27 protein-coding genes and 6 pseudogenes are annotated in these 25,410 nt (G+C 67.9%); 15 read left to right on the forward strand and 18 right to left on the reverse strand.

Translation table 11 applies throughout. From position 1 onward, the window contains the following. Positions 1-41: 41 nt before the first annotated feature. A complete protein-coding gene (locus tag SAVERM_RS02940) occupies positions 42-428 on the reverse strand; it encodes a winged helix-turn-helix transcriptional regulator (RefSeq protein WP_010981929.1) in 387 nt (128 codons plus the stop codon). Positions 429-455: 27 nt separating this feature from the next. Here SAVERM_RS02940 and SAVERM_RS02945 point away from each other — a divergent pair, with 27 nt between their 5' ends. Further along, on the forward strand, positions 456-1,367 hold the full coding sequence (locus SAVERM_RS02945) for an enoyl-CoA hydratase/isomerase family protein (RefSeq protein WP_237528706.1): 912 nt from the start codon (positions 456-458) through the stop codon (positions 1,365-1,367). A gap of 274 nt (positions 1,368-1,641) precedes the next feature. Next, positions 1,642-1,824, forward strand: a pseudogene (locus tag SAVERM_RS44320) (DUF6221 family protein); the annotation flags it as partial. A gap of 339 nt (positions 1,825-2,163) precedes the next feature. Here the strand turns inward: SAVERM_RS44320 and SAVERM_RS02950 are convergent. Both SAVERM_RS02950 and SAVERM_RS02955 read right to left on the reverse strand, forming a co-directional pair. Beyond that, positions 2,164-2,499, reverse strand: a complete 336-nt coding sequence (locus SAVERM_RS02950) for a hypothetical protein (RefSeq protein ID WP_010981931.1) — start codon at positions 2,497-2,499, stop codon at positions 2,164-2,166. A 617-nt stretch (positions 2,500-3,116) separates the two neighbouring features. Further along, complete coding sequence (locus SAVERM_RS02955) at positions 3,117-3,932, reverse strand: polyamine aminopropyltransferase (protein ID WP_010981932.1); 816 nt, start codon at positions 3,930-3,932, stop codon at positions 3,117-3,119. A gap of 521 nt (positions 3,933-4,453) precedes the next feature. On the opposite strand from SAVERM_RS02955, the gene SAVERM_RS02965 reads away from it, so the two are divergent. The 3 genes from SAVERM_RS02965 to SAVERM_RS02975 all read left to right on the forward strand — a co-directional run bounded on the left by SAVERM_RS02965 (position 4,454) and on the right by SAVERM_RS02975 (position 6,203). Continuing rightward, positions 4,454-4,933, forward strand: coding sequence for an HIT family protein (locus tag SAVERM_RS02965; RefSeq protein WP_010981934.1), 480 nt, complete (start codon positions 4,454-4,456; stop codon positions 4,931-4,933). 566 nt (positions 4,934-5,499) lie between these two features. Then, positions 5,500-5,724: a tyrosine-type recombinase/integrase gene (locus tag SAVERM_RS45255; RefSeq protein ID WP_010981935.1), complete on the forward strand. Its 225-nt coding sequence runs from the start codon at positions 5,500-5,502 to the stop codon at positions 5,722-5,724. Beyond that, positions 5,721-6,203, forward strand: a complete 483-nt coding sequence (locus tag SAVERM_RS02975) for a site-specific integrase (protein ID WP_010981936.1) — start codon at positions 5,721-5,723, stop codon at positions 6,201-6,203. Before SAVERM_RS45255 ends, SAVERM_RS02975 begins: the two co-directional genes overlap by 4 nt. Here the strand turns inward: SAVERM_RS02975 and SAVERM_RS42165 are convergent. Next, entirely contained in the window at positions 6,191-6,838 is a 648-nt protein-coding gene (locus tag SAVERM_RS42165) for a hypothetical protein (protein ID WP_010981937.1), read from the reverse strand. The two genes, SAVERM_RS02975 and SAVERM_RS42165, sit on opposite strands and share 13 nt — an antisense overlap. Positions 6,839-6,849: 11 nt before the next feature. On the opposite strand from SAVERM_RS42165, the gene SAVERM_RS43000 reads away from it, so the two are divergent. Further along, positions 6,850-7,113: a hypothetical protein gene (locus tag SAVERM_RS43000; protein ID WP_010981938.1), complete on the forward strand. Its 264-nt coding sequence runs from the start codon at positions 6,850-6,852 to the stop codon at positions 7,111-7,113. Between the two features lie 151 nt (positions 7,114-7,264). Here SAVERM_RS43000 and SAVERM_RS02985 read toward each other — a convergent pair whose 3' ends face one another. Both SAVERM_RS02985 and SAVERM_RS02990 read right to left on the reverse strand, forming a co-directional pair. Continuing rightward, positions 7,265-8,122: a hypothetical protein gene (locus SAVERM_RS02985; protein ID WP_010981939.1), complete on the reverse strand. Its 858-nt coding sequence runs from the start codon at positions 8,120-8,122 to the stop codon at positions 7,265-7,267. A gap of 210 nt (positions 8,123-8,332) precedes the next feature. Then, complete coding sequence (locus SAVERM_RS02990) at positions 8,333-8,665, reverse strand: hypothetical protein (RefSeq protein ID WP_037651843.1); 333 nt, start codon at positions 8,663-8,665, stop codon at positions 8,333-8,335. Between the two features lie 202 nt (positions 8,666-8,867). On the opposite strand from SAVERM_RS02990, the gene SAVERM_RS02995 reads away from it, so the two are divergent. From SAVERM_RS02995 to SAVERM_RS45770, 3 genes and pseudogenes are all read left to right on the forward strand, one after another. Beyond that, positions 8,868-9,245, forward strand: a complete 378-nt coding sequence (locus tag SAVERM_RS02995) for a nuclear transport factor 2 family protein (RefSeq protein ID WP_037651841.1) — start codon at positions 8,868-8,870, stop codon at positions 9,243-9,245. Between the two features lie 91 nt (positions 9,246-9,336). Further along, positions 9,337-9,612, forward strand: a complete 276-nt coding sequence (locus SAVERM_RS03000; RefSeq protein ID WP_037651839.1) for an alpha/beta fold hydrolase — start codon at positions 9,337-9,339, stop codon at positions 9,610-9,612. 203 nt (positions 9,613-9,815) lie between these two features. Beyond that, positions 9,816-9,920 (forward strand): annotated as a pseudogene (locus tag SAVERM_RS45770) (IS5/IS1182 family transposase); the annotation flags it as partial. Between the two features lie 96 nt (positions 9,921-10,016). On the opposite strand, the gene infA reads toward SAVERM_RS45770, so the two are convergent. The 4 genes and pseudogenes from infA to SAVERM_RS03015 all read right to left on the reverse strand — a co-directional run bounded on the left by infA (position 10,017) and on the right by SAVERM_RS03015 (position 12,425). Continuing rightward, a complete protein-coding gene (gene infA / locus SAVERM_RS03005; RefSeq protein WP_010981942.1) occupies positions 10,017-10,241 on the reverse strand; it encodes a translation initiation factor IF-1 in 225 nt (74 codons plus the stop codon). After that, positions 10,238-11,030 (reverse strand): annotated as a pseudogene (locus SAVERM_RS03010) (GNAT family N-acetyltransferase). The gene infA and the pseudogene SAVERM_RS03010 overlap by 4 nt, the downstream one beginning before the upstream one ends. A gap of 187 nt (positions 11,031-11,217) precedes the next feature. Beyond that, on the reverse strand, positions 11,218-11,631 hold the full coding sequence (locus SAVERM_RS45775) for a transposase (protein WP_010981943.1): 414 nt from the start codon (positions 11,629-11,631) through the stop codon (positions 11,218-11,220). A 143-nt stretch (positions 11,632-11,774) separates the two neighbouring features. Further along, the gene (locus tag SAVERM_RS03015; protein WP_010981944.1) at positions 11,775-12,425 is read right to left on the reverse strand and encodes an antibiotic biosynthesis monooxygenase family protein; all 651 of its coding nucleotides are present in this window, start codon (positions 12,423-12,425) and stop codon (positions 11,775-11,777) included. 337 nt (positions 12,426-12,762) lie between these two features. Here SAVERM_RS03015 and SAVERM_RS39485 point away from each other — a divergent pair. The 3 genes and pseudogenes from SAVERM_RS39485 to SAVERM_RS39490 form a co-directional block, all read left to right on the forward strand. Next, positions 12,763-13,051: pseudogene (locus SAVERM_RS39485) on the forward strand (transposase); the annotation flags it as partial. A gap of 134 nt (positions 13,052-13,185) precedes the next feature. Continuing rightward, positions 13,186-13,998: an MFS transporter gene (locus SAVERM_RS03020; protein ID WP_052082435.1), complete on the forward strand. Its 813-nt coding sequence runs from the start codon at positions 13,186-13,188 to the stop codon at positions 13,996-13,998. Then, positions 13,965-14,606 carry a DUF5017 domain-containing protein gene (locus tag SAVERM_RS39490; protein WP_242432286.1) on the forward strand — a complete coding sequence of 214 codons (642 nt, stop codon included), beginning with the start codon at positions 13,965-13,967 and terminating at the stop codon, positions 14,604-14,606. Before SAVERM_RS03020 ends, SAVERM_RS39490 begins: the two co-directional genes overlap by 34 nt. 404 nt (positions 14,607-15,010) lie before the next feature. On the opposite strand, the gene SAVERM_RS03025 is transcribed toward SAVERM_RS39490, so the two are convergent. Further along, the gene (locus tag SAVERM_RS03025) at positions 15,011-15,331 is read right to left on the reverse strand and encodes a pentapeptide repeat-containing protein (protein WP_052082434.1); all 321 of its coding nucleotides are present in this window, start codon (positions 15,329-15,331) and stop codon (positions 15,011-15,013) included. 79 nt (positions 15,332-15,410) lie between these two features. Continuing rightward, on the reverse strand, positions 15,411-16,466 hold the full coding sequence (locus SAVERM_RS03030) for an SDR family oxidoreductase (RefSeq protein WP_010981946.1): 1,056 nt from the start codon (positions 16,464-16,466) through the stop codon (positions 15,411-15,413). Between the two features lie 392 nt (positions 16,467-16,858). On the opposite strand from SAVERM_RS03030, the gene SAVERM_RS03035 reads away from it, so the two are divergent. After that, positions 16,859-17,437, forward strand: a complete 579-nt coding sequence (locus SAVERM_RS03035) for a TetR/AcrR family transcriptional regulator (protein ID WP_107083216.1) — start codon at positions 16,859-16,861, stop codon at positions 17,435-17,437. A gap of 134 nt (positions 17,438-17,571) precedes the next feature. On the opposite strand, the pseudogene SAVERM_RS39495 reads toward SAVERM_RS03035, so the two are convergent. The 4 genes and pseudogenes from SAVERM_RS39495 to SAVERM_RS03050 form a co-directional block, all read right to left on the reverse strand. After that, positions 17,572-17,983, reverse strand: a pseudogene (locus SAVERM_RS39495) (transposase); the annotation flags it as partial. Beyond that, on the reverse strand, positions 17,955-18,464 hold the full coding sequence (locus SAVERM_RS39500; RefSeq protein ID WP_242432287.1) for an MBL fold metallo-hydrolase: 510 nt from the start codon (positions 18,462-18,464) through the stop codon (positions 17,955-17,957). The gene SAVERM_RS39500 and the pseudogene SAVERM_RS39495, both read right to left, overlap by 29 nt. 205 nt (positions 18,465-18,669) lie before the next feature. Next, the gene (locus SAVERM_RS03045; RefSeq protein WP_010981950.1) at positions 18,670-19,719 is read right to left on the reverse strand and encodes a nuclear transport factor 2 family protein; all 1,050 of its coding nucleotides are present in this window, start codon (positions 19,717-19,719) and stop codon (positions 18,670-18,672) included. A 153-nt stretch (positions 19,720-19,872) separates the two neighbouring features. Continuing rightward, the gene (locus SAVERM_RS03050) at positions 19,873-20,673 is read right to left on the reverse strand and encodes an alpha/beta fold hydrolase (RefSeq protein WP_010981951.1); all 801 of its coding nucleotides are present in this window, start codon (positions 20,671-20,673) and stop codon (positions 19,873-19,875) included. 289 nt (positions 20,674-20,962) lie between these two features. Here SAVERM_RS03050 and SAVERM_RS03055 point away from each other — a divergent pair, with 289 nt between their 5' ends. Next, positions 20,963-21,910: a GlxA family transcriptional regulator gene (locus SAVERM_RS03055; protein ID WP_037651832.1), complete on the forward strand. Its 948-nt coding sequence runs from the start codon at positions 20,963-20,965 to the stop codon at positions 21,908-21,910. Between the two features lie 19 nt (positions 21,911-21,929). Then, positions 21,930-22,427: pseudogene (locus SAVERM_RS45780) on the forward strand (IS701 family transposase); the annotation flags it as partial. Positions 22,428-22,664: 237 nt separating this feature from the next. Here SAVERM_RS45780 and SAVERM_RS03065 read toward each other — a convergent pair. Then, positions 22,665-23,135: a (2Fe-2S)-binding protein gene (locus SAVERM_RS03065; RefSeq protein WP_037651831.1), complete on the reverse strand. Its 471-nt coding sequence runs from the start codon at positions 23,133-23,135 to the stop codon at positions 22,665-22,667. 25 nt (positions 23,136-23,160) lie between these two features. Continuing rightward, positions 23,161-25,236 (reverse strand): xanthine dehydrogenase family protein molybdopterin-binding subunit, encoded by a 2,076-nt coding sequence (locus SAVERM_RS03070; protein WP_010981955.1) that lies wholly within the window; start codon positions 25,234-25,236, stop codon positions 23,161-23,163. Positions 25,237-25,410: the final 174 nt, after the last annotated feature.

Below are 25,410 nucleotides of genomic sequence, written 5' to 3' on the forward strand. Positions count from 1 at the left end.
CTCCACCTACGCATCGACACCATCGAACAGGCGGTCAGGCGTCAGCCCCTGCTGTCGTACGCCCGCTGGCAGTTCTGGATCTCTTTGCTGTGCTCGACGGTCCAGTCGTAGAGATGCCCGAATGGCTCGCGCAGGGACTCGCCCAGCGGTGTGAGGGAGTACTCCACGCCGACGGGTGAGGTCGGCAGCACTTTGCGCCGAATCATGCCGTTCCGCTCGAGGCGGCGCAGTGTCTGGGTAAGGACGCGCTGTGTCACACCCTCCAGGCCGCGCTTCAGCTCATTGAACCGGGTGGGCCGTTCCAGCAGCGCCATGACCATCATCGACCACTTGTCCGCGATCTGGTCAAGGATCGGACGGCTCGGGCAGTCCGCCCGGAAAACGGTTGGTGTTTCGGCGCCAACTGCGTGCAGGTCGGTGTCCTTCATGTGCCTTGGTGCTCCCAAAGTGCGTTCTTGACGATCCGAGCGGCGCCGCCGACGGTAGGTATGCATCGCAAACTTACATGCCTTTTGACAACCTACGGAGCCTTCATGAGAAACGATGCCTACTCGACCCTGCGCGTGAGCAGCGAACACGGCGTCGCACGGATCATCCTCGACAATCCCCCGGTGAACGTGATCGGCGCGACGATGATGCGCGAGCTCCGCACCGTGCTGACCACGCTCGCGGACGATTCATCGGTCCGAGTGATCGTCTTCTCCAGCGCCGACCCGGAATTCTTCCTCGCTCACGTGGACATGCGGATCGGGGAGAAGATGGACGCCCTCCAGGAACTCGCCGCGTCGGCGCCGGCGGACGTCAATGTGTTCCAGGCTGTCGGCGAGCTCATCCGCCACCAGCCCCAGGTAACCATCGTCAAGCTCGCCGGGAAGGCCCGCGGGGGCGGGGCGGAATTCGTAGCCGCAGCGGACATGGCATTCGCCGCCGCCGAGACCGCCGGGCTCGGTCAGATCGAAGCGCTCATGGGCATCATCCCCGGCGGAGGCGGCACGCAGTACCTCCGGGGACGCGTGGGTCGCAACCGCGCGCTGGAGGTGGTCCTCACCGCCGACCTGTTCGATGCCGAGACCGCAGCGTCCTACGGCTGGATCAACCGGGCCCTGCCCGCCGACGAGCTCGACGAGTACGTCGACCGTGTCGCTCGCAATATCGCCGCGCTGCCCGACGGTGTCATCGAAGCAGCCAAGCGCTCGCTGCCCGCCGATGACCTCAAGGAAGGACTCCTGGGTGAGAACGACGCCTGGGCTGCTACGTTCAGCCTGCCGGCCGCTCAGCAGCTGATCAGCGGGGGCCTGAAGGACGGGGCACAGACACCGGCCGGCGAACGCGACCTCGAGGGACTGATGCGCAGCGTCGCGCGCTGATTGTCGGACGTCCACCTGCACACCGATGGCCCCGGCACGGAAACGCGCCGGGGCATCTGGCAGTTCAGGCGTCACCTTGGCACATCACCGCACCGGTCCCACATCCGTCCTGTTTGCCTGTCACTTCAGAGAGTGAGTGACGTGGATGATCTCGTGCGGTGGCTTCGCGACCAGCTCGAGGACGACACGCGGGTGGCCGAGGCTGCCACGCCTGGCCCCTGGAGCGACTGCGGCGGGTACGTGACCGACGGCCCCGGCGCGCTGCGTTGTGCAGGTGACTGCCTATGGCACTCAGAACGAGGAGGACGCCAGGCTTCGAGGGCAGGCCGACTCTTCTCACATCGCTCGTCATGATCCGGCGCGGGTCCTGCGCGAGATCGAGGCGAAGCGCAAGCTGGTCGACGATTACGCCGAGGTAACCGCGAATGACGTCGACGAGCCCGGCTGGGCGAACGCGTTCGGCCACACGGTACGTCTAGGCTTTTCTGAACATTTGCGAATATGTGGAACACCCTGCCGGCGGCCACTTCGCCGCCTGGGAACAGCCCGAGGCTTACGTCGACGACGTACACCGTGCGGTCAAGCTGGGCGGCTGAAACGGAGCTTGCGGATGCTCCACAACCGCAACGCCGTGCGCCCGGAACGGCCCATGGCGTGGCAGCCGACACCATGAACGTTCGTGGTCACAGCCGGCTCGGCCGGGATCCCCCGGTCACCGGCAGGTCGTACGCGGTGAGTTCTCCGCCGACCGGGACGTAGTTGCCCGCCAGCTGGGGCCGGGCCTGTTGCACGGAGATCATCGGGCACCGGCCTTGGCCTGGACGCGGGAGACATAGCGGACAGTGAAGATCATAGGGACGGCGAAGCCGACGACCTGGATGAGCATGGCGAGGGTCGAGTGGGCGTTCCCGGCGTGCGCCATGAAGGCGAGCACGACAGCGGTCAGGGTGAAGGCCGCGGTCCAGACGGCGGTGATGATGACGTTGGTCTGGATGAACGGCTTGAGTCCCCAGGCCTCGCGCGGGGTGGTGCGCTTGACAATGCCCAACGTGAACGGCTTGCCGATGGCCAGCGAGACCCTGGCGATGACCGCCAGTGTGCCCGCCGACAGCGCCGCCGAGTAGTCGTGCACACCGAGTCCGGGTTGGCCAAGGCGATGACGGCCGGCACGGCGAAGAAGACCGCGGAGCCGAGCTCGATGATCAGCGCGTCGAATCCGGCACCTGCCCGTATCTGCTGGACGATCACGGCCACTGCAACCACCAGGGCCGGGCGTTCGCGAGGGCGGCGGCCAGGTCCGCCGACATTCCTACTCGCAACGCAATCCCTCGGACCGGACAGCAGAGAGCGCCGAGACCGCACAAAGTGACCGTCACACCCGCACACCCTCCGGGGATCCATCCCTCCGTGCCCACAGCATGTCCATTCAGAGCGGATGACCACGGTCAACAGCGGTGCGAGCCGCCTCGCAGGGCTTTCCCGGGAGACGGTATCTATGCAGGTCAGATGCCGCGTCGCCGTACGAGCGCCGTCGCTTCCCAAGCCGAGAGCGCAGTTTTGGGGCCTCTCGTGCCCTGCCAGATTCGGTCAGGCCGACCGTGCCTCAAAACATGCTTGAGCGTCTTGCCGTCCTTCTGGACCATGCCCTTGGGGTGGATCGGCGGGAGCCAGCCGGACATACAGGCGTCCTGCGGATTGGAGCGGGAGTACGGAGCCCCCGGTGGCGGTCGCTGCCCTGGCCGGGTGTCCTCAGCCGTCGTACCTGCGGGCGACGTAGACAGTGTTGGCCGCGGTCCCGCCCTGAAGCGGATTGTCGAAATTGACCACGTGCGCAGCGGTCTCCGTGAAGGCCTCCGCGAGCACCGAGCCGAACTCCTCATCCGGCGGGTCGTTCGACCACAGCGCGAACACGCCCCCGGGATGGAGTAGTTCGGCCACAGCGGTCAGACCGGCCAGGCGGTAGAGCGCGGCATGGCCGGGGTGCAGCACATGGCGCGGTGAGTGGTCGACGTCCAGCAGGATCGCGTGGAAACGGCGGCCGGGAGTCTCGGGGTCCAGACCGCGCGGAGCCGCACTGGCGCCGCGGGCCGTGCCCCCAGCAGGCACCGGACCGCCCACCTTCGCGCCGTCCGCGGGCACCGGTCTGGCCGCCGCCGCGCTCCCCGCAGCCATCGCGAAGAAGTCCCCGCGCACCAGCCGGCACCGGGGGTCCGACGCCAGTCCCGCGCCCAGCGGTACGAGCCCGCGCCGGTGCCAGTCGATCACCTCGGCCAGGGCGTCGACGACGATCAGCGAGCGCACCCGCGGATCGTCCAGCGCCGTTCGGGCCGTGTAACCGAGGCCGAGTCCGCCCACGGCGACATCGAGCGGGCCGTCGGGCAGCTCCGCCAGGCCGAGCCGGGCCAGCTCCACCTCCCCCGCGGTGAAGAGGCTGGACATCAGGTACTCGTCGCCGAGCTTCACCTCGTACACGTCCTCCCCCGACACGGGGTCCCGCCGACGCCGCAGGCTGATCTCACCCATGAAGGTCGCCCGCCAGTCGATCTCCTCGAAACGCGCGCTCATCCGGTGTCCTTCTCCGCGTCCTTGTCCGCTGCCACGGACGGGTTGGGGTGCGCCGCAGGAAGGTACCGTACGGGCCGGGGCGGGGCCCGATGCCCTGCAGGGTCCCACACGGAGCACTTCTGGCGGGGCGATCACACAACCGCACACCGCCGCATCCAGCAGCGCATCTTGACTTCTAAGGCGGTGCTCACTCTGACGAGTTCAGGGCGAAGAAGAGAAGCCGCCCCGCCTTACTGGGAGCCAGGTGTTTGACATCGCCGCCCCGCTGGGAGCCGCCTCCCGACCGTCCGAGCTGACCACCGTCCGGGATCCCGTTGCACGAGATGGCGCGGGGCGGATCGATCACCGCCGAGTACGGGCTCGAAGTGCTCAACACCGTGATCTATCTGCCGCGCGGCGAGATCTTCCCGATCACCTCGAGCGCTACCTTGTGCAACGGCTTCAGCAGACACCGGGACGGGAGCTTGCAACCACCCTCCCACGTCGGAGCTGGCGCGGTCTGGCGTAGCTAAGTTGGGGCCATGACTGGTGACTGGAGGATGGATCGGATCGGGGCTGCTCTGCGAGGTGAGAACCCGACCGTGCTGCGGCGGCTTGAGTCGGGGTTCGCGGTGATCGGCGACGTTCAGTTCTTGCCGGGTTACTCGGTTCTGCTCGTGGACGAACCAGGTGTTCAGCGGCTGTCTGATCTGCCGAAGGCGAGGCGGCTGTCGTTTCTGTCCGACATGGACCGGCTCGGAGAAGCTGTTGAGCACGTCTGCCAACGCTTGGACCCCGACTTCCGCCGGGTCAACCTGGAGATTCTGGGGAACACCGACCCGTTCTTGCATGCCCACGTCTGGCCGCGGTTCGAGTGGGAGCCGACCGAGCTGGTGGGCAAGCCTGTGTGGCTGTATCCGGGTGACCGGTGGAGTGACGAGGGGTTCAGACTGGGGCCGCAGCATGACGTGCTGCGGGACGGGATCGAGAGCGAACTGGATCGGTTGCGTTCGATGGGCTGATGGCGTGAGCCCGCCGACCGTCAGGTCGGCGGGCTCGGTGATCAGTGACAGTCAGTGGACGACGGTCACTGAGTCCTTCGCAGCGGAACGATGTCGGGGCTGGCGGCGGGGAGGGAAGTGCGGGCGGCTTCGGGGATCGCGAGAAGCCCGACGATGGTGACCGGCTGGTGGCAGTGGGCACAGTTGCGGGTCGCGGTCGGTTCCAGCGGGTCACGTTCCGCGGCCGCTTGCTGACGCGAGAGGGGCCGGCAGAGAGTTTGGGACGGTGCAGGCAGCTCAGGCCACGACGGCAGAGAAGTGGTCTCACCGAGACGACGCATACGGTCTTCGTCTCTTGCCTGGTCGCGGCGGCGTTCGGCGTCTTTGCGGCAGGCCGGGGAACAGTAGATCTGGCGGGTGGTTTTCAGGGCCTCGAACGGGCCGTCGCAGACAAGGCAGACGCGCGCTCCCATTGCCGGTCGACGTCGGCGAAGCTCTGGTCGCCGCCCGGCCTCAACTGTCATCCCCTCACCTGTTCCTGACCTGTCGGGCCCCGCGCGGCCCGATCCGCGCGGACCTGGTGGGCGATGTCGTCGAACGGGCCTGCCTGCGTGCCGGCCTGCCCCCGCGTTGGTCCGCACCGGCTGCGGCACGCGCTGGCCGGCGAGATGCTCCGGCAAGGCGCCGGACTGGCCGCGATCGGCCAAGTGCTTCGACATCAGGACTTGGCCACGACCACGCTCTACGCGAAGGTCGACTTCACCGCCCTGCGTGCGGTCGCACAGCCCTGGCCCAGGACGGAGGCGGCATGACCGTCCTGCGGGAGGCACTGGCCGACTACCTGCGGCTTCGTCGCTCGCTTGGGCACCAGATGGCCGAGACCGCCTGGTTGCTGCCGGACTTCGTTGCCTTCATGGAAGACCGCGGGCAGACCACCGTGACCATCGCGGCCGCGCTGGCATGGGCGAAGAGCCGTGAGGGCGAGGTGGTGACGACGGTGAGCCCGCGCCGGGTCACGGCAGTCCGCGGCTTCGCCCGCCAACTGATCGGCACCGACCCAGACACCGAGGTCCCGCCGCTGGGCCTGCTGCCCTACCGGCAGCGCTGGCGTCCGCCGTTTCTCTACTCCGACGCCGACATCGCCGCAGTGATGGCCGCCACCGATACATTCGACCCGCCACTGAGGGCGGCGACCTACCGAACGCTAATCGGACTACTGGCCGCCACCGGGCTGCGAGTCAGCGAGGCGATCAACCTGGACCGCCCCCAGCCGAAAACTCAGCTCGGGTAGCTGCGAGGAGATTCGTTGCGCAACCTCCAGATCTCCTTCCACTTCCGGGCATGGTCGGCCGCCAACCGCGGGTCAGGCGCTTTGGCCCGCTGTACCGCGAGACTGACCCCGCATTCCCTGCACAGCTGATGGATCCGGTAGGCGCCGTCGTACCAGACGCTGGTGTTGTCCCGGTTTCCGCATACACGGCACGTCAGCGCAGGAGCTTCATCCGGCGGCACTGACGAACGGAGCACCCGCTCGACCACCGCTGGCAGCGGCTCGTCGGGATGAATTGTCGGCTCGGGACAGTAGGCAATGTTCCCCCACTCACGCTGCCAGCCTCGCCAGGACTCGTCTCGTTTCACCTGCCGAAAGCCACGCGCTTTGTCAGCTCGGCGCCTGTTGGCATAGGCACGCTCGTCAGCGAGCCAGAGCTGTCGGGCGTGGTGCAACTCCTCGACGGCACGTATGAGCGAGCTCGGATCCTTCTCCAGATCCTTGGGGATCCCCGCGCTGAGGCAGAGATGGTGATACGTGGCCCGGAAGCCGTAGGGCGCGAAGTGGACGAGGCACGACCGCAAATTCGTATGCCGGGCGCGCGTCGGCAGGTCCTCGTCGTAGACCCGTCTCTGGTGCGTGTTGAAGCTGCTCATCCCAAGACGCTATGCCTTACCACACACGGATCGCACTTCACTTCGACTCAAGGTTTCGGCTCGGCCGTGTTCTTAACGAAAGTGCTGCCAGAACCAAATCCGAATATCGCCATCACCTCCACCTGGCTGCCCCGTACGCCGGCTACTGGTGCCAGTACGTCACCGACTGGGTCGCCGACAAGACCCGCTACCGCCTCACCATCGACCCCACCGCACTCGCCCAACGCCTCGCCGAATGCCCCGACCTGCCCATCACCATCACCCTCGCGCGCTGACCACGAACCTGGCCCGTCGCCACGGGGGAAGGCGACGGGCCAGGCCCACACCACCGTGCCATCCCCGCGTATGGTCCGGGCGGCGTTGGCGCGGCCGGTGAGGGTCCATGGGACAGGCGGCTCGGCGCCGTCACCGGCTCGAGCACTGGGCTCAGGAGCTGATCGGTAGGTCCTTGCGCGCCTGCTCCAGGTCGGTTGCCCAGATCCACAGCCGGTGCTGGGGCGGCACTTGGTGGTAGCCGTACAGGCCGACCTCGGTCAGCGTCCGCAGGTCCACGCACACCCGCTGGTAGGCCTGGGCGATCGCCGCGGCCGGATCGGTCAGCTCCTTGGTGCCGAGCTTGATACATGCCCGGTACTCATATCCCAGCAGCAGGTCCTGCCCGAACTGCGCCCAGGCGCCAAGTTGCTGTGTCCAGGCCGCCTCGGCCTCCTCCAGCAGCAGGTTCAAGTCCTTGGTGGGCGGGATGGAGGGGTAGATGACGAACGTGGCCGCCCAGCCGAGCGCCACCATGTCCAGGTTGAACGTGCGCCGACGGGGGTCGTCGCGGGGCGGCAGCGGATCGGAGGCGCTGCCGGTGAACCAGGGCGCGGTGTAGGCCAGCAGGCGTCCGTTGCCCTCGACGAGCTCGCCGGTGGCGATCACCGCCATCTTGCGCTGGGACCCGTCGGGGTGCGCCAAGCGGCTGGCCACCATGGCCGTGTGCGCCTCGGCCGCCGCCTGGCCCGCCGACTGATGCCGCTGCGCGGCATCAGGGGTGATCCGGGAGACGAGATAGTCACGAAGATCCTGCGGCAGCGCGTCGTAGGTGCCATCCAGCAGTCGCGTCTTGGCACGCTCCAGAGCGGCCTGGGCGGTGGCCGGGGCCCCGCCGTAGTGGCTCTCCGGGGTGTCGATGGACACCATGCGGATCGCCATGGCGATGTTGGGGGTGTCGCCGTCAGTGACGCTCAAGAACCGGTAGTCGTTGGCGGGCCGGCTGGGGCCCACGAAGCCGAGATCGACCACAGCTGCTCTCCCGAAGGTTGGCCCGAGGGACGAGATGATTGGGCACCCGGCACAAACATCACGGCTGATCAGGGACTTTGGTGCGGGCCGACTGCCGGTTCCCTAGCAATTCCTGGCTCCGGCCTCCGCCAAACCTGCGAGCTCGTGTCGTCGAGGTTGTGCTCGTTCGTGACGTCGGCCGGTGATCGATGCAGACGCCGCCGACAGAAATTACCAGCGGAGCAGTTCGCCGTCAGTTGCCCTGTGTTCGGTGGCCGCATCCGTGCCCGTCACGACGTACTGGCCCTTATCAGGGATCTTCGTCTTGTGGTCGTCGCCGTTGACGCTCCAGTGCACAATCACACTCCACTTGCATCGGTGCGCGGTGGTGTAGACCTCGAGGGTGACGCGCTCTGGGTCGGTCTGCGTCACCTTGTACACGGGAGGGTTGATCGGATCGCCACGGTCGTCCGTGAATACGATCTTCAGGGGTTTGGCATCAGCGTGCAGATCTGCCGACCTCTCGGGAACCAGGCTCGTATGCACCCACTCCAGGACGTGCACTCCTACGCTGCTGGGGCCGCACTCCACTTTGGGTTCTAAGTGAGTGTTTGAACTGCGGCTGGCTCTGTTCGCGGGTCTGGGCGGCAGCCAGTGATCACTCGGATGCAGGGGGCTCACGACTCCTGACAGCACCTTGCGCCGTGGATCGCGCCAGGTGATCTATTCGCTGTGCACCGGCGAGAAGCGTCCGTAGGGTTCCGCCATGACCGTCGAGAGCGAGCGTGCAGTGCAAGCAGCCATGGATGCCGAAATGCGGCTCCTTGATCCTGAGGTGCGTGCCTCTCCAGCCCGTGTGTTGGAGCTTCTGGATCCGGAGTTCACTGAGTTCGGCGCGTCGGGACGCCGGTGGGACGTGAACTCCATCCTCACGGTCACGAGCGGCGGAACGGTGTCATCGGAGTCTTTGGTGCAGGTCAGCGAGATGTCCGGGATCGTTCTTGCTCCCGGCGTCGTTCATCTGACGTACTTCGCCGACAACCAGGGGCGTCGGGCCTGGCGAAGCTCCTTGTGGCGTCTGACGGACACGGGCTGGCGCATGTACTTCCACCAGGCGACTCCTGTTGCGTCCGAGGCTGAGTAGGCATGCAGGTCACCGGCGGCGACGGTGTGCGGATCGCCTTCGAGACCGACTGGAGCGTCAGGGCCCCCTTCCAGCATGGATGCGTGCAGCGATGCTGACAGCCGACCCGCATGCGCTGGCAGCGCTGACCGTCGCCCTCGCCGGCCGCGACGGCGTCCTGGGCAAGCTCGCTCAGACAGCAGGGCCAGTACTGCTGCTCGCGGGTGACCGTGACCCCCAGCTCAAGGCGATTCAGGACACCGCTGATCAGATCTCGGGCGCCACCTGCGTCGAACTGCCTGACTGCGGGCACTTCGAGACGTTCCTGCGAATCGATCTCACCTTGCCGGTCATCCGTCCATTTCTCGCGAGGTGCGCGGCTGGTTGAGAGTGGTCGGTCCGGGCTTCCTCATCGGGCCGGTCTTCTTCCAGCCGTCGGGGTGGCCCTTGCGTGTCAGCCTCCTGCTCATGAGGGTGATGAGCGACCAGTTCAGGTGAGCTTCGCTGGCCGGTGGGCGCTGATCGCGCCGCTGCTGCCGCCCTGGCCCGAGAAGCTCCCGGCCCGCGGCCGGTGCCGGACCGGCTGTGCCGGCGGGCATCCTTTACGCGCTGCACAACGACATCGCCTGGCAACTGCTGCCACTGGAGCTGGGGTTCGGCTCGGGCCCGACCTGCTGGCGGCGGCTGGAGCGGTGGCCGCCGCGGCCGTGGGAGCCATCATCGGGGCCCCGGGCACGGAAGCGCCGTGACCGGGGCCCCAGGATCAGCTACCGCGGAAGGTGCCGACCGCCGCTAGTTCCTGTACCGGAACACGATCCGGCCGCGCGTCAGGTCGTACGGCGGGAGCTCCACCAGCACCCGGTCTTCCAGCATGATCTTGATGTAGTTCTTGCGGATCTTCCCGCTGATGTGCGCGAGCACCTGGTGGCCGTTCTCGAGCTCCACGGTGAACATGGCGCTGCGCAGGCACTCGACGACCTTGCCCTCGACTTCGATGACGTTCTTGTTCTTCGTCATCGCACCAGCTCCAGGTTGCTGCTCATCGGCCGGGCGCCGATGTCCTCGAACAGTGCAGAGGCTGCTTGGTTGGACTCGTGGACTTCGGTCCAGGCCGCGGCGAACCCGGAGCGGTGCAGCGTCCCCAGTGCCGTGGGCCAGCAGCGCCCGTGCGATGCCTCGGCGCTGCTCGCCGGCCCGGACCGCGACCAGCCCGATGCGCGGCCGGCTCACCGTCACCACCCGGATCAGACCCAGGTAGCGGTCCGGCGCCGCGGCCACCGCGTACTTCGACGGGTCGACGATGGTGTCGCCTTCGGGGCGGGGAATGACCTCCGCGGGCATCGACTGCCACCCGACGGTCGCCTCGACTTCGTCACGGATCGCGCGGTCCACCGCCCGCAGCAGACTCTCGTCCGCCTGACCGGCGGGCACGATCGTCACGCCCGACGGCAGCAGGACTGCTTCGAGCCCTGTGACCCGCGGGTCGGTCGGCACGACGTACTCCCACTCACGGCGCCGGATCGTGAACCCGGCCCGCCGCCAGCCGGCCGTCAGCTCGACGTCGGATTCGTCGACCACCGTGTACAGCGGCGCCGGCAGTTCCGCCAGCATCGCCTCGGCAAGCCGGTCGAAGGCGGCGTCGTGCCAGGCATCGATACTGACGAACAAGCGTCCGTCGGCCCGGTGCTCCGCATGCCCGCGGCCGACCACCAGGTCGTCATCCAGTGCATGCCATTGCCTGTCCGCGACGCGCGTGATCACCACCGCGTTCTCGCTCAGGCCAGATGTGAAAGGCTTCGTGTTCATCGGAGTCTCCCTTCCAGGAGTGCCTAGATCTCAGGCGCTCCTGGCGACACCGAACGTCAGCCGCCGGACCGTGACGGGTTGAGGGAGCACCCATGGGTAACTGTGTTCACGGGGCTCACCTCCATACGACGACTTCACGGTCCACCACGAAAGTAGCAGCAGGGCGCCGCCTCGCTCAATTCCTTTCCTATGCTCGTAACGCGATCATGATCCGGACTTCTTGAGGCGTCTCCAGCAGATGAGGCGGCAAGCCAACGAGAGGAAGAGGTCGTGGAGTTCGAGATGTCGTTGACGTTGGCAGCGGTCGTGATGACGTGCAGCGGGGTGTCTTTGCCGTCGCAGATCCGGTGGTACTTGCTGCCCGTCCGGGCGCCGCCAGCAGGTCTGCCCGACCCGAACCCAGCTCCAGCTCCAGCTCCAGCTCCAGCTCCAGCGGGAGGAGTTGCCAGGCGATGTCCTGGTGCAGGGCGTACAGGAAGCCCTGCAGACAGAGCCGATCATCCACTGGCCTCGGCCCCGACGACCGCTTCGGCCAGGGCGGCAGCAGCGGTTCGATCAGCGCCCACAAGTCATCGTCCACGATCCACGGCGGAGTCGTCACACCCGCCGAACGATCAGATCGTCACAGCGGCCACGCCCGGCCGGGTACCTCAGCAAGATCCTGTTACGAGCTCGTAGTTGCCCCTTGCCTACATGGCGGATCCGACCACCGGGGTGAACGGCTCGGGAGCGTACGACCCGCGATCAGAACTCGACGACAAGCCGGAAGAGCGCGGGGTCGGCGATGGCGAAGTCAGGGGAGGTGGACAGGCTCTGTTGGAAGCGGGGGTCGTTGTCTGCTGTGCGCCATGCGTCGGGGCTGTCCCAGTGCGCGATGCTGACCAGCTGGAAGCGAGTGTCCGGGACCACCGCACGGTGCAGCCGGTTGTCCCGGAAGCCGGGCGCCTTGGTCATGAGCTCTGCGCGGCCGAGCCAATGCGGCAGGAATTCATCGATCCGCTCGGCGGGCACCTCGAAAGCATTGACGATGGTGATTCCCGGCCCTTCGCCCGAACCGTTTCCCACTGCGAGGAATTCGGCTGCCACCTCATACCAGCCGCCGTTCACGGTGGCGTAGCTGGCCGCAGTGGCTGCCGACGCGGTGAATCCGGGATCCGCCAGCGCCTCGTCCCGGGCTTCGATGCTGTCCCAGTGCGCCACATTGACCAGGCCGAGCCGGGACTCCGGGAACAGTCTGCGGTGCAGCCGCGCATCCCGGAAACCGGGGGCGGCATGGATGAGCCCGACGCGCTCCCGCCAGCGTGCGATGGACTCGTCGATGCGGTCCTCGGGCAGTTCCCACGCGTCGATCAGGGTGATTCCGTTATCGGTCACCGCACCATCGTGAAACCTCAACCAGACTTCAGGTCAAGATGATCTGCACATCGGCGCCGTAGTCGGAGGCCTGGCGGTGCGGGTCTGCCCCAGACCCAGGGGCTGGCACGGGAGTTCAGCTTGCTGGTCGCCTGGGTGGTGGCTTGTTCGATGTCGTCGCGGTTGGCAAATGACCGCCCGGCGAGGGCAGCTTTCGCGGAAGATACGCCACCAGCCTTCCTACAGGTTGAGCCAGCACGCGCCGACAGGGATGGAGGCGTGGTGGAAGCGGGACGGTCCTCGCGTCAGGACCGGGGTGGACAGTGCCTTCCGCCTCGTTCGAACCTTCGGGCGCCACAGCCCATCGGCGGTTCACCACGGCAGGCGACGTCGTAGGCCGGGCAAAGCCCCATGCCGACAAGGGGTACGGCTATGACCACCTGCGGCGATGGATACGCAGCCGGGGCATCACACCTCGAATCGCTCGCAAGGGGACAGGCTCCAGCCAACGGCTCGGTCGGCACCGCTGGACCATCGAACACACCATGGCCTGGCTCGCCGGATGCCGAGGCCTCCACCGACGCTACGAACGCAAAGCCAGCCACTTCCTGGCCTTCACCAGTATCGCCTGCACCCTCCTGCTACCGCAGACTCGCCGAATGAGATGACGTGGTAAGGGAGTTGCACGGTTCGTGGCTCTTCCGATGGGTCACCAGTGACAGATTCCAGCGACGCACCGGCTCGCTGAACAGGCATGGAAACGGCGAGCCTACGAGCGGCTCCGCCCCCTAGGTTTCACCCCATGGCCTCATCCGCCGGTCCGGAAGACCGCGATACCGAGGCGCGGTCGCGTCCGGCGACCCGCCCGCTGCTGTTGCGCATTGTTACGGTCGTCGGCTCCTCGGCGAGCTTCTATCTGCTGCTGTCGGTCGTCCCTGCGTACGCGCAGAGCGCACCCGGCGGGGGCAGCGACAAGGCGGGCCTGGTCACCGGTGCGCTGATGCTGGCCACGGTGGCCGGCGAGCTGACAGCCCCATGGCTGGCCGCACGCTGTGGCTTTCGCGTGATGCTGGGGGCGGGGTTGTTGTTGCTGGGTGCTCCGGCACTGGCCCTGACCGTGTCGCAGAGTATGCCGTGCATCGTGGCGGTGTGCCTTGTCCGGGGGCTCGGCTTCGCGTTCACCCTGGTGGCGGGTGGGGCGCTGACGGCGTCGCTGATCCCGCCCGAACTCCGCGGGGAGGGGCTGGCCCTGATCGGCGTGATGGCCGGTGTGCCGTCGCTGGTGGGCCTGCCGCTCGGGGCCTGGCTGGCATTGCACACGGAATACGGGCCCGTCTGCTCGGTGGCGGCACTGATCGCCCTGGTCTCCATCGCCGCCGTCCCGGGCCTGCCCGGCCGGGAAGCGACGTCGGCTGGCAGCAGGTACCTCGTCGCAGGACGAGTGAACTCACTGGCTGGTGTTGATTTTGCTGGCCATACGGAGCAGTCCAACGGGTTGAGGGCTGTGATCTTGGCCAAGGTAAGAGCATGGTCGACAGCAGTGACGCGACGACGACGTCCCGGAGGAGTCGTTTCGACGCCGTGCACAAATGGGCTGCTACAGCCGCCGGTGTAGTCGCCCTAGCCCTTTCACTGTACAACTTCGCTGAACTTCAAAAGACACCCAAAATCGATCTGACACTTCCTCATCTCATGCGCATTGGGCTGGCAGGCAAGGACACCCATTTCTATCTTCAGCCGACAGTGTCCACCAAAGTCAAGACCCAGGATGTCGAGCTCATCCGTGACGCACGTTTCCAACTGACCCCCGTCGGCTCGATTTCCTCTTCGAAAAGGCCGGTTTTCTACTGGAAAGAGGTCGGCACATGGAATTTTAACCTCGCTACCGAATGGCTCTCGTACAAATGGTCTGGTGATCCCGCCCCATTCCTTGTCAGTCAGGACAAACCTCAGCAGCCGATTTTCTTGTTCCAGGCCGACGGCTGGAGCTTCCAGCCCGGCCGGTACGAGGCATCGCTTCAGTTGAGCCGATCAGGGAATCACAGCCCACTGATCAAGAATTTCTGCCTGCTTATTTCGAAGAAAGCCGTTGATGAAATCCGCGGCGGAGCAAGTCGGGAGGACATCTTTTTTTGGCGCAATGACATGCCCAAGGCCATGGCCTCCAACGAATATTCAGGCTGCTACGTAAGGGAAGCGGAGTGGCGGGGCCAGGCCGGCTGATTGGGGATCGCGTCAGTGGGAGACGGAGCCGTCTGACAGACAGAGGCGGCGGGCGGCTGGTAGCTGAAACCGCTGTCGGCGCCGGCCAGCTGGTTCGGTTCCCGGGGCGGCGCTCAAAAGCATGGTCGGCGGCGGGGCCGCCGACGAGCAGCGTGCACGCATCGTCTGTTGGCTCACACGCCACTCACACGCGATCAGCGCGCAACAATGAGAAAGTGCGGGACCCAGTGAGACTGGATCCCACTCTTCGCGTTAGGCATCTATGCTGGTCCACCGCGTGATCATGCTGGTTGAGGCGACGTACCCCCGACGGGATTCGAATCCGCGCACACGACTCCGGAGTGATCGTGCCGATTGAGGCACCCACTACGCCTGACCTGCAGGGGAGTTCGCAGATGCCCTCGTCAGCCGAGCCCTGAATGCCTGTGCGTTTCAGCCTCACCCTGCTTTTCCAGGGCTGTCCTCACCCGTGGATCCTTCGCCCACTCGGCAGGCAGCTTGGTGGTGCGATCCAGCCGCGCACGCAAGAGCATTGGCACGTCAACTCGGGTTGCATGGCCGGGCAAGTTACGGAGGTCCGCGCCGCGGAGGTCTGCGCCGGTCAGGTCCGCCTGGTACAAGGTCGAGCCGCGCAGAATGGCGTCGCGCAACTGCGCCCCACGCAAGGTGGTTTCGATCAGCGACACGCCGTTCAGGTTTGCGTGGTTCAGGTTCGCGCCTTCCATATTGCCCCGACCACAGCGGCCTGTTCGCTCCTTCACGGTTGACGACCGGACTGGTCGTCGGTCACGACGTGAGGCTGCCCTACTCCGGCAGGGTGACCGCGCCCAGCTCGATCAGGGCCTCCGCGGTTGCCACGATGGTGTCCCTGACGTCCAGGGGCTCCCAGCCAAGGATGGAACTGGCCTTCTCGTGGCTGATTTCGGGGATCCTGCCCCCCAGGACGGCGGCGTCCTTCAGCGCGGGCTCGGTCTTCGCGGCCTCGCGTACCTGATCGATGGTCAGTTCCGTCGCGGGCAGCCGGTCGGCCGCGGCGGGGAATTGCTCGCGAAGGATGTTCGCGATCTTGAACAGGCTCGACGATCCGCTGTTGGCGAGGAATCGCTCGCCCGCCGCCGCCGGGTGCAGCATCGCGCGCAGATGCAGGTCCACGACGTCACGCACGTCGACGACGCCAAAGTTCCAGACCGGCACGACGGGCATCTCGCCGGCCATGAGGGCCTTGATCAGTCCGATGGATCCTGAGGGCCGGTCCACGAGTTGGGGGCCGAAGATGCCGGTGGGGTTGACGACCGCCAGCTCGATGCCCCCGTTGGTCTTGACGTAGTCCCACGCCGCCGCCTCGGCCAGCACCTTCGACTTGTGGTAGGCGGGCAGTCCGGGGGTGTTCGGATCGGTCCAGTTCTCCTCCGTGTAGTGGTCGTCGGGCGTCAGGGTGTATCCGACCGCGGCGAAGGAGGACGTCATCACGACCCGGGGGATCCCGGCGCTGCGGGCGGCGGCGATCACCCGCAGCGCGCCGTCGCGGGCGGGGAGGATGACCTCGTCCTCCGTCTCGGGAGGAGTGGGCGGGAAGGGCGACGCGTGGTGCAGGACGTGCGCGATCCCGTCCATGGCCTGCGCCCAGCCGTCGTCGGCGCTGAGGTCCGCGACCGCGAACTCCAGCAGGTCCGCCCGATCGACCCCGGCCTGCCGGAGTGCCGCCAGCACCTGCGCCTCCTGTGCGGGACCCCGGACTGCCACTCGGATGCGATGCCCCTCGCGCAGCAGGCGGACGACCGTGTGGGCGCCGACGAATCCGCTGCCGCCGGTGACCAGGACCTTCTCGTCTTCGGGGAATGAGAGGTCTTCTGTGCTCATTGCGTTCAGTCCTTCACAGTGGAGTGGTGCCCGCGCCGGAGGGCTGTTGGTTCAGCCTGGCCTGTCGGGCGTCAGAGGGTTGTTCTAGGGGTCCGGCTCCGCTTCGGTGGACAGCCGGCGCACCACGGCGAACAGCCATGGGGGCGCCTGCGGGCTATCGACGCGGGGGCGAATCGCTATCCGGAATCCGTTCCGGTAAGAGCAATCTAACCGGAATGCGTTCCGGATGCAAGTAGGGCACCGACGGGCCGCGACGCAAAGCCCGGGTAGGTACGAAACGACCCCGCACCCCTGGGGCCGACCCCCGGCCGTTCGCCCCCGGGCCTGGGCTCAAGGTCCCCACCCCGGGCGTACCATGCAAGTGGAATGGATTCCGCTTTCTAGGGGTGACTGTGACCAGAACCGAGACGACGCAGCGCAGACCGCGCGCGGACGGGCAGCGCAATCGCGCCCGCATCCTCGAGGCGGCACTGCGCCTGTTCGTCGAGCGAGGTCCCGACGCCCCCTTCACCGAGATCGCCAAGCAGGCCGGCGTCGGTGTCGGCACCGTCTACCGCCACTTCCCGGCACGCGAAGACCTCATCGAGGCGGCTTACCGCTCGGAACTGGACGCCGTGTGCGCCGCGGCCGCGGAACTGCTGGAGCAGGCACCGCCCCAGGACGCCCTGCGGATCTGGATGGACCGCTTCGTCGACTACTGGGCCACCAAGATCGGACTGACGGAGGCGATCGGAGCCGTCGTGGCCGCGGGCAGGGACCCGTTCGCGCAGAGCCGCGGGCGGGTCGATGAAGCCGTCGGCACGCTGCTGGCCGCAACCTCGGCGGCGGGGGTCACACGTCCCGAGGTCGAACCTGACGATGTGGTGGTGTCCCTCAGCGGTATCGCCATGGTCGCGCCTGTGCTCCAGGACCGCGATCAGGTGAGCCGGGTGCTCGACCTCCTCTATGAGGGAATCCGCGCCCGGCCCTGAGCGGCATGGATGAAGATCGGTGAGGTTCACGGATCCTCGCTGCCGTCGTCGTCCTCGTCCAGGTCGGGCGTGTCCGGGTCGCATAGGGGCCACAGGGCGCCGGCACCCGGGGTCGAGGCGGCGAAGCAGTACCCCCTTCTCCCCGCGTCGATGCCCTGCCCTGCGGCCGGCACGTTCGCGGAGGTCTTGACACTCTGGGCGTCGAGCACGCAGGCGCTCGGTTCGCCGTTCCGGCCTTCGGCCGGGCGTACCAACTGACGCAGGATGCAGATGAGTTGGTCGAAGATGCCGTTCTTCTGCCACGCGGCGAAGTACCCGTAGACGGTCTCCCACAGCGCGAAGTCGTGCGGCAGGTAGCGCCACGGGATCCCGGTCCGGTCGACATACAGCATGGCGCCCATGATCCGGCGCAGGTCATGCTGGGGCGGGCGCCCGATATCCAGGCCGTTACCCCCTGCGTTCGGCCCGCCAGGCGGTCAGGGCGAGCTCTGTCAACTCCCAGCGGGCATCGGACAGATCACTGGGATACGGACGCTGTCGTGCCATGTTTCGGTACTACCGTCGAGAACCTCGTATCGGCAGGGCGCAAAACGAAGCCCGGCGGTGCGGCCCGGAGTGGGCAAGATGCGGGCCTCGACACCGAAGTCCGACAGGTGGGTCTCGCCACGGATGAGCCCGTCCGGTTCGAGCGGCTCGGCGGTTTCGCGCACCCTCGAGGTGCGAGCGAAGTGCCGCCCGAACAGGCCGATGGGCAGGTACGGCTCACTGCCCCGGCCCGCCTGGTAGATGCCGAGGTCGGCGATATGGCAGGCGATCGGTGCGTCGGTGAGTCGGCCGAGTTCCGCAGCGGAGCCGAGGCGGGGAGGTGTCCATGGGTGACGACGATCAGGCGAACGTCCTTGGGGCCCACGCCGTGGGCGGCGACCTGGTCGTGAATGAGCCGGCCGCTGCTGGGTGTTCCGGCGTCGACGACGATCGGTTGCCTGCCCAGCAGCAGATAGGCATGGACGGCGTGCCGACCGAACACGGGAAACGGCAATGACCTCGGTCGCAGACATTGAGGAACTCCTCAACAGGCATGGGGGCTGGGCCGCCGGGCGATGAGGCGGGGACGCGGTCGGCCCGCAACAGACAGGGCATCCCGCACAGCATCCTGACCATTGATCAGATGCCCGCTGAGCCCTGGGAGGGGCGGGCGGCCTGTGCTTCGGTGCCCAGGCCGCCCGACGCGATCAGCTGAAGAACGGGTCGTCCACGGCGTGAACCCAGCCGCCGTCCGGCTGGCGTCGGAGGATCTCGGTGGTGGTGGAGACCACCGGCTCCGGTCCGATCCCGGTGAGGATGGCGTTGTTCGACACCAGGGCGATGTCGTCGACCTGTCGGATCTCGCGCTGTTCGAGCTTGAGGCGGGCACCGCTGTCGACCATCTGCCGCATGGCCTCGCGGATGGCGTCCGTGCCCACCAGGTGGGTTCCGGGAGTGGGGACGAAGTGGGCGTTCGGCTCGTAGAGCGACACCAAGCCCTCGACGTCACCGGCCTCCAGGTACTCCATGAACAAGGTCCCCACCTGCTGGGGTGTCTCGGCACGGCGCCGGGCGGTGACGCCGACCGGCTTGTCGCCCCAGCCGGCCGCGTCGATCAGGTCGTACCAGTTGGGATAGGCGCCGTAGGGCAGGTGGCGGCGCAGCAGGTCGCCGATGAAGTTCGTCGGGGACGCCTTGTGGGGCTTGGCCACGGCCTGGGTGATGATGAGGTCGCTGAACCCGTGGGCCAGGTCCTGACGCGGCAGCAGGGCGTGCACTTCGTCGGCGAGGCCGGCCGGAAGGCTCTCACGCTGGATTCCGAGGATGTCGGTGGCGATACCCAAGTGGGCCAGCGCCACCTCCGTGCCCTTCCGCGAGGCGATGCCTTCCGAGGTGTGCAGAGCGATGGCGTCCCAGGCGACGGCGATACGCTCTTCCTCGACTCCGCGCTCGCGGAGGAATGCCGCTGCGATGTCGGCGCCGTCGACCTCGAAACGCTGGTCGCCGTTGCTGCCCTCCTCGCTCAGTCCCAAGTCGTGCAGGACACAGCTGACGAACAGCAGTTCGTCGTCGTAGTCGGTACCGGCGCGCAGACCCTGGTTCTGGGCATGGGCGCGGGCGAAGACGTAGCTGCGGACGCAGTGATCGTGAATGAAGGCAGGCGTGGCCTGTGCCGCAAAGGCGAATGTGTCCCGGGTGAGGCTCGTGTCGGGGAGGTCGAGCTGCTCGAAGACGGACAGGTCTGCGGCGGTGGTCATGATGTGTCTCCTTCTCTGGGCCCCGGTCCGGGGCAGATCGGCACGGTGGCCGGGCGGAACGCTCACGCGTGCCGGGTATGGGGGGTGCGGCTGCACGGGACATGGAGTGACAGCCGATCGCCACACGGGGGATGTGCGGCTGGAGTGCTGCGCTTACAGCTGGGCGACGAACGCGCCGATGTGCGCGGCCACCTGGTCAGGCACCTCAAGGGGCGAGAGGTGGCCGGTGTCCTTCAGGACGGTCAGCGTGGCGGTCGGGATCAGCGGCAGCAGGTGGTCGGCGAGCACGGTCGGCGGGTCGACCTTGTCGTGGCTGCCCGCGAGAACCAGCACCGGCACCTCGATGGCTGAGACTCCGGCCGACACGTCCTGGACCAGGCCACGGCGCGGCCACTCGAGACGGGCCTCGTCGCCGCCGCGCAGACTGTCCTCGACCACCTGCCGGCGCAGCTCGGGAGTCAGCCCGCCGCGGGTCAGCATCAGGTCGATGCTCTGAAGAACCGCCTCCTCGTTGTCGTAGGCGTGGGAAACCGTCTCCTGCACCTGCTCGGTCACCCCGATCGGCGCGGGCGGCGCGGGCGCCACGAGGACGACTCCCCTCAGACCGGCGGGCTTGCGTGCGGCCAGGATCTGGGCCACCTTGCCGCCCATGGAGTGTCCGACCAGCACATAGCGGGAGTATCCGAGCGCGTCGACGACGCGCTGCGCGTCGTCCGCGAGCTGCTCCAGGTCATACGGTCCCGGCACGCTCGTGGAGCCACCCCATCCACGCTGGTCGTAGGCCACGAAGCCCTGCCCGGGATCCAGACGCTGCAGCACCGGGATCCAGGTGCGCCGTGAGCCTCCCCAGTAGTGCAGGAAGATCAGCGCCGGGCCGTCACCCTCGCGGACGTGGGCGTACACCTGGCCGCCCTGCACGTCGAAGAAGCGGCCCACCACATGCTGCGAAGTCATTGCCGGCTCCTCGTCCACGGCCGGGGCTCTCGGACCGCTCCACCGGGGTGTGGAGTCGGCTGCCCCGCGCTCGCTCTTCGATCCTGCTCCGGAACCTGCCTTCCGGGCCACGGCTCATCTGCCAGCATGCGCATCTTTTGGGCCAGAACTGGTGCGGGTGAGCCATTGCTTTCCGGTCACACGATCAGCGGCTTGATCAGGAGATTTACCTCGGGAACAGCCCCTGTGGCGGGGCATGGCGGCTCCCTGGACTCCCTGCGACATTGGTGCCGGACGTAATATTGCGGCCATGAACAAGCACCGGGTCATGGTCCTGGCGGTCGACGGCGTGCTGCCCATGGATCTGGGCATCCCCACGCAGATCTTCAACGCCCGTCCGAACACCCCCTACGAGCTCACCGTGTGCGGCGACACCGAGGAGACCGTGACCACGAGCGCCGGTTTCACCCTCGGACTGACCGCTGGTCTGGAGGCGCTCGCCGAAGCGGACACGATCATCGTCCCGGGCTTCGAGGACTTCCGGCGCCCTCCGCGCCCACGGGTGAGGGCCGCTCTCAAGCTCGCCGGCCGCGCCGGGATACGCATCGCTTCCATCTGCACCGGCGCCTTCGCCGTCGCCTCGGCCGGACTGCTCGACGGCCGCACCGTCACCACCCATTGGGCCAGCGCGGATGACCTCGAAGAGCTCTACCCCCGGCTGCGCGTCGACCGCAACGTCCTCTACATCGACAACGACACCATCCTGACCTCCGCGGGATTTACGGCCGGCATCGACCTGTGTCTGCACCTGGTCCGCAAAGATCTCGGCGCAGCCGTCGCGAACGACATCGCCAGGGACATCGTCGCCGCCCCACACCGTGACGGCGGGCAAGCTCAATACATCAACAGGAGCCTCCCCACCCCCCAGGCCACCACGCTCGCCAACACCCGTGAATGGGCCCTGCTCCACCTCGAAGAAGACCTCACCATCCCCCACCTCGCCGGCCATGCCGGCGTCTCCCCACGCACCCTGACCCGCCTATGGCGCCAGGAAACCGGCGTCAGCCCCCGCCAATGGCTCCTGACCGCCCGCAGCAACCGCGCGCGAGAACTCCTGGAGACCACCGACCTCCAGGTGGAACAGATCGCAGTCCGGTGCGGCCTCGGCAGCGGCGCCAACATGCGCGCCCGATTCCGTGACGCCCTCGGCGTCACACCCACGGCCTATCGCCGCACCTTCCAGCACCAGGCTGCCTGACGGCGAAGGCCAAACCGGGCGGCACGGCACCTGGGCCTACGGCTCCGACGCCCACACTCCCGTCGACGCCGCCCGCCTCCTGGCCTGGCCTCGCCTCGCCTCGCAGGATGCCGAACGTCCCGGGGACTGGGCCCGCATCGAGCGCACGTGCCGCGATGGGCACACCGCCACTTGGCGGGCCGCCGAGGCACGGCTGGGCCGGTGGGGCCCGGACGGGAACGTCCGCCTGGCGGTGGCCACCGCCCACCCGGCCACCCTGCCGGCGAAGGCAACCTGGTATCCGGCCACCGACCTGCCCCGCCCGGGCTCCCCACGCGTCACCGAATCGCCCTGCCCGCCCACCACCCTCGCCGAGATCGAGCGGATCTACGGGCTGCGACACTGGGTCGAGCAGAGCTACAAACAGGTCGTCTAGCAGAGCTGCAAACAGGTCATGGACGAACTCGGCCGACCCGACTTCCAGGTCCGTTCCGACATGGCGATCGGGCGCCACCAGACCCTCGTCAACTGCGGGTTCAGGACCGCGCGGACCTGAACACCGCCAAGCAGCTCTACGAGCAGGCCCGCGCCCTATACCGGTAGACCAGCCACTGTCCCGGCGAGTAGCAGGCCCTGCGCTTCATCAACCAGCTCGACGGTCTCGCCCCGCCTGCGGGCCCATGACGGTGCCGGTCTGTCGAACAGGCCTGGGTGCAGGTCTTCTGCGAAGCGCTGGGAAGCGCTGGGAAGCGTCGGACTTCTACTACGGATTCGGTCATGGGCCTGACCGGGGGAACTTCACCGAAGCCTTCTTGATCGCCTCGCGGATGCGGAAGTACGTGCCGCAGCGGCAGACGTTCTCGATGGCGTCGATGTCGGCGTCGGAGGGCCGTGGCGTCCGTTTCAGGAGGGCCACCGCGGCCATGATCTGGCCCGGCTGGCAGAAGCCGCACTGGGCGACGTCGCAGTCGAGCCAGGCCTGCTGCACGGGGTGCAACCGGTTGCCGTCGGCGAGGCCCTCGATGGTGGTGACCTCGCGGTCCGCGCAGTCGGCGACCGGCACGACACAGGGCTGTATCTCGCCGCCGTCGAGGTGGCTGGTGCAGGCCCGGCAGACGCCCACCCCGCAGCCGTACTTGGGCCCGGTGACGTTCAGCAGGTCGCGCAGCACCCACAGCAACGGCATGTCGGCCGGCGCCTCGACGGTGACCCGCTCGCCGTTGAGGACGAAGGAATAGGACGGCATCGGCACCTTCTCAGAAATCGAGGGTTCAGAAGTCGAGGGGGAAACGGCGCGGCCTGGACCCGGTCGCCCGGGCGTAGGCGTTGGCGACGGCGCCGGCCGCGGCCGGGACGCCGAGCTCGCCCGCCCCGCCCGGCGCCCGCCGCGAGGGCATGATGTGGGCCTCGAAGTGGAGCGGGGCGTGCCGCTGGCGGGCGTAGCGGAAGTCGGCGTAGCTGCTCTCGCGGACGGCGCCCCGGTCGATGTGCAGTCCGGCCCGCAGAACGGTGGAGATGCCGTCGACCGCGGTGCCCATGAGCTGTGCCTCGAGCCCGCTGGGGTTCACGGCCGTGCCGACGTCGGCCGCCATCACCACCTTGGTCACCCGGGGGTTCTTCGGGTCGGTGGCGTCGATCTCGGCGAGACAGGCCACGCAGGAGCCGTACTCCTCGTGGACGGCGACGCCCTGGGCCTGCCCGGCGGGCAGGGCCCGGCCCCACTCCCCGGCGGCGGCGACCTTGTCGAGCACGGCGCGAACGGCCTTGCCGCGCAGTGTCGTTCGACGGAAGGCGACCGGGTCCTTTCCGAGCGCCCGGGCCACCTCGTCGACGACGATCTCCTCGGCGGTGCGCGACGTCCCGGAGCTCACGGAGCGCCAGGGCCCGATCGGTACCGCCAGGTCGACCGAGCCCCAGTCCCCGGAGATCGAGCCGAAGTTGTAGAGGCCGGAGTGGCTGGGCAGCGGCCCCGCCGCTCGTGCGAAGGCCGCCGGACGCACACCGGCGCTCAGGCCGTCGTTCGTCTCGCTGACCGTGGCCACGGAGTGGGCGAAGGCGACCACCCGGCCGCCGGCGTGGCTGGCCCGAATCCGGTGGTGGTCTGCCGGGCGCATCCGCCCGTGCCGGATGTCGTCGGCACGGCTCCACATCAGCTTGACCGGCCGGCCCGCCGCCTTCGAGACGAGGGCGGCTTCGAGTGCGGCGTCATGGTTCAGCCGGCGGCCGAACGAGCCGCCGGCCCGGAGGACATGGACCCGTACCTTCGACGCGGGCAGGCCGATGGCGGAGGCGATTGAGTCGCGGGCGTCCATCGGGGACTGGGAGGCGAACCAGAGCTCGGCGCTGTGCGCGCGTACGTCCGCGACGGCAGTCAGCACCTCCATCGGGGCGTGGCTGACGAAGGCGAACTCGAACTTGGCCTCCGTCTGCGCCGAGCCGCGCGGCGGGGTGCCGAACCTGGGAACGGCAGCCTGCAGCCGGGCGCGGATCTCGGCGTCGGAGAGCGCGGCGAGCGGGCCGGGCACCCAGGTGATCTTCAGGGCGTCCCGGGCCTTGAAGGCGTGGTGAAAGGTGTCCGCGACGACGGCCACCCCGCCGGCGACCTTGACGACCGCGCGTACGCCGGGCATCGCGCGGGCCGCCCGGTCGTCGAGCGTCCGGACCCTGCCGCCGAGCGTCGGGGGCCGTGCCACGACGGTCGGTTTCGCCCCGGCCACGGCGAGGTCCCCGGCGTACTGGGCCCGCCCGGTGACGATGTCCCGGGCGTCGATCCGGGGAGTCGGGCGGCCGATCACCCGGTGTTTCGACACCGGTTTCGGCTTGCTGGACACGGCGGGGCGCCCGACCCGGGCGGCGCTCGCGGTCAGCGAACCGAAGGTGGCCGACCGTCCGTCGGGGGCGATCACGCGGGTGCCCTCGGTACGGAGGAACCGTGCGGGAATGTGCCACCGCCGGGCGGCCGCGGTCACCAGCTTGGCCCGCGCCAGGGCGGCCAGTTCCCGGGCCGGACCGTAGAGCGAACTGACCGAACTCGACCCGCCCGTGTACTGGTTGCCCTTCCTGCGTGCCTCGGCGAGCGGGATAGACACGTCGACGAGCCGAGCGTCCAGCTCCTCGGCGATCATCATGGCGACCGCCGTGGTCACGCCCTGTCCGACCTCGAGCCGCGGTAGCCGTACGACGACCTTGTTGGCCTCGGTGACCTCCAGCACCAGCATCTCGTCGTCCGCGCCGGTGACCAGGACGTCCGACCGCGCCCGGACGCTCTCGGCGCCCTCCGCGGCCGGGGTGTCACAGCCGAGCGGGGCCGCGACGGTCAGCGTGGACGCCGCGAGTGTGTAGATCACGAACCTGCGACGGGACAACTCAGGTGCCAACGGACGCTCCTCGACAGGCGTTTCGGCCCTTGCGACATGTTTCGCCGTGTTGCCGTGTCTTGACAGGCTTTACGCGATGTCTCGGCGGAGCGTTTCGCCATGTCTTCCGGGCCGGTTCGACGTGTAAGAAGGCTGGGGGCCGGT

It is taken from the genome of Streptomyces avermitilis MA-4680 = NBRC 14893, from assembly GCF_000009765.2.
Lineage (GTDB): Bacteria > Actinomycetota > Actinomycetes > Streptomycetales > Streptomycetaceae > Streptomyces > Streptomyces avermitilis.

Bases quoted from the DNA above. Each gene is read 5' to 3' on its own strand.
- SAVERM_RS02940 (WP_010981929.1), bottom strand. From the start codon at position 428: ATGAAGGACACCGACCTGCACGCAGTTGGCGCCGAAACACCAACCGTT.
- SAVERM_RS02955 (WP_010981932.1), bottom strand. From the start codon at position 3,932: ATGAGCGCGCGTTTCGAGGAGATCGACTGGCGGGCGACCTTCATGGGT.
- SAVERM_RS02965 (WP_010981934.1), top strand. From the start codon at position 4,454: ATGACTGGTGACTGGAGGATGGATCGGATCGGGGCTGCTCTGCGAGGT.
- SAVERM_RS45255 (WP_010981935.1), top strand. From the start codon at position 5,500: ATGTCGTCGAACGGGCCTGCCTGCGTGCCGGCCTGCCCCCGCGTTGGT.
- SAVERM_RS02975 (WP_010981936.1), top strand. From the start codon at position 5,721: ATGACCGTCCTGCGGGAGGCACTGGCCGACTACCTGCGGCTTCGTCGC.
- SAVERM_RS42165 (WP_010981937.1), bottom strand. From the start codon at position 6,838: ATGAGCAGCTTCAACACGCACCAGAGACGGGTCTACGACGAGGACCTG.
- SAVERM_RS43000 (WP_010981938.1), top strand. From the start codon at position 6,850: ATGCCTTACCACACACGGATCGCACTTCACTTCGACTCAAGGTTTCGG.
- SAVERM_RS02995 (WP_037651841.1), top strand. From the start codon at position 8,868: ATGACCGTCGAGAGCGAGCGTGCAGTGCAAGCAGCCATGGATGCCGAA.
- SAVERM_RS03000 (WP_037651839.1), top strand. From the start codon at position 9,337: ATGCTGACAGCCGACCCGCATGCGCTGGCAGCGCTGACCGTCGCCCTC.
- infA (WP_010981942.1), bottom strand. From the start codon at position 10,241: ATGACGAAGAACAAGAACGTCATCGAAGTCGAGGGCAAGGTCGTCGAG.
- SAVERM_RS03020 (WP_052082435.1), top strand. From the start codon at position 13,186: ATGGCCTCATCCGCCGGTCCGGAAGACCGCGATACCGAGGCGCGGTCG.
- SAVERM_RS03025 (WP_052082434.1), bottom strand. From the start codon at position 15,331: ATGGAAGGCGCGAACCTGAACCACGCAAACCTGAACGGCGTGTCGCTG.
- SAVERM_RS03030 (WP_010981946.1), bottom strand. From the start codon at position 16,466: ATGAGCACAGAAGACCTCTCATTCCCCGAAGACGAGAAGGTCCTGGTC.
- SAVERM_RS03045 (WP_010981950.1), bottom strand. From the start codon at position 19,719: ATGACCACCGCCGCAGACCTGTCCGTCTTCGAGCAGCTCGACCTCCCC.
- SAVERM_RS03050 (WP_010981951.1), bottom strand. From the start codon at position 20,673: ATGACTTCGCAGCATGTGGTGGGCCGCTTCTTCGACGTGCAGGGCGGC.
- SAVERM_RS03055 (WP_037651832.1), top strand. From the start codon at position 20,963: ATGAACAAGCACCGGGTCATGGTCCTGGCGGTCGACGGCGTGCTGCCC.
- SAVERM_RS03065 (WP_037651831.1), bottom strand. From the start codon at position 23,135: ATGCCGTCCTATTCCTTCGTCCTCAACGGCGAGCGGGTCACCGTCGAG.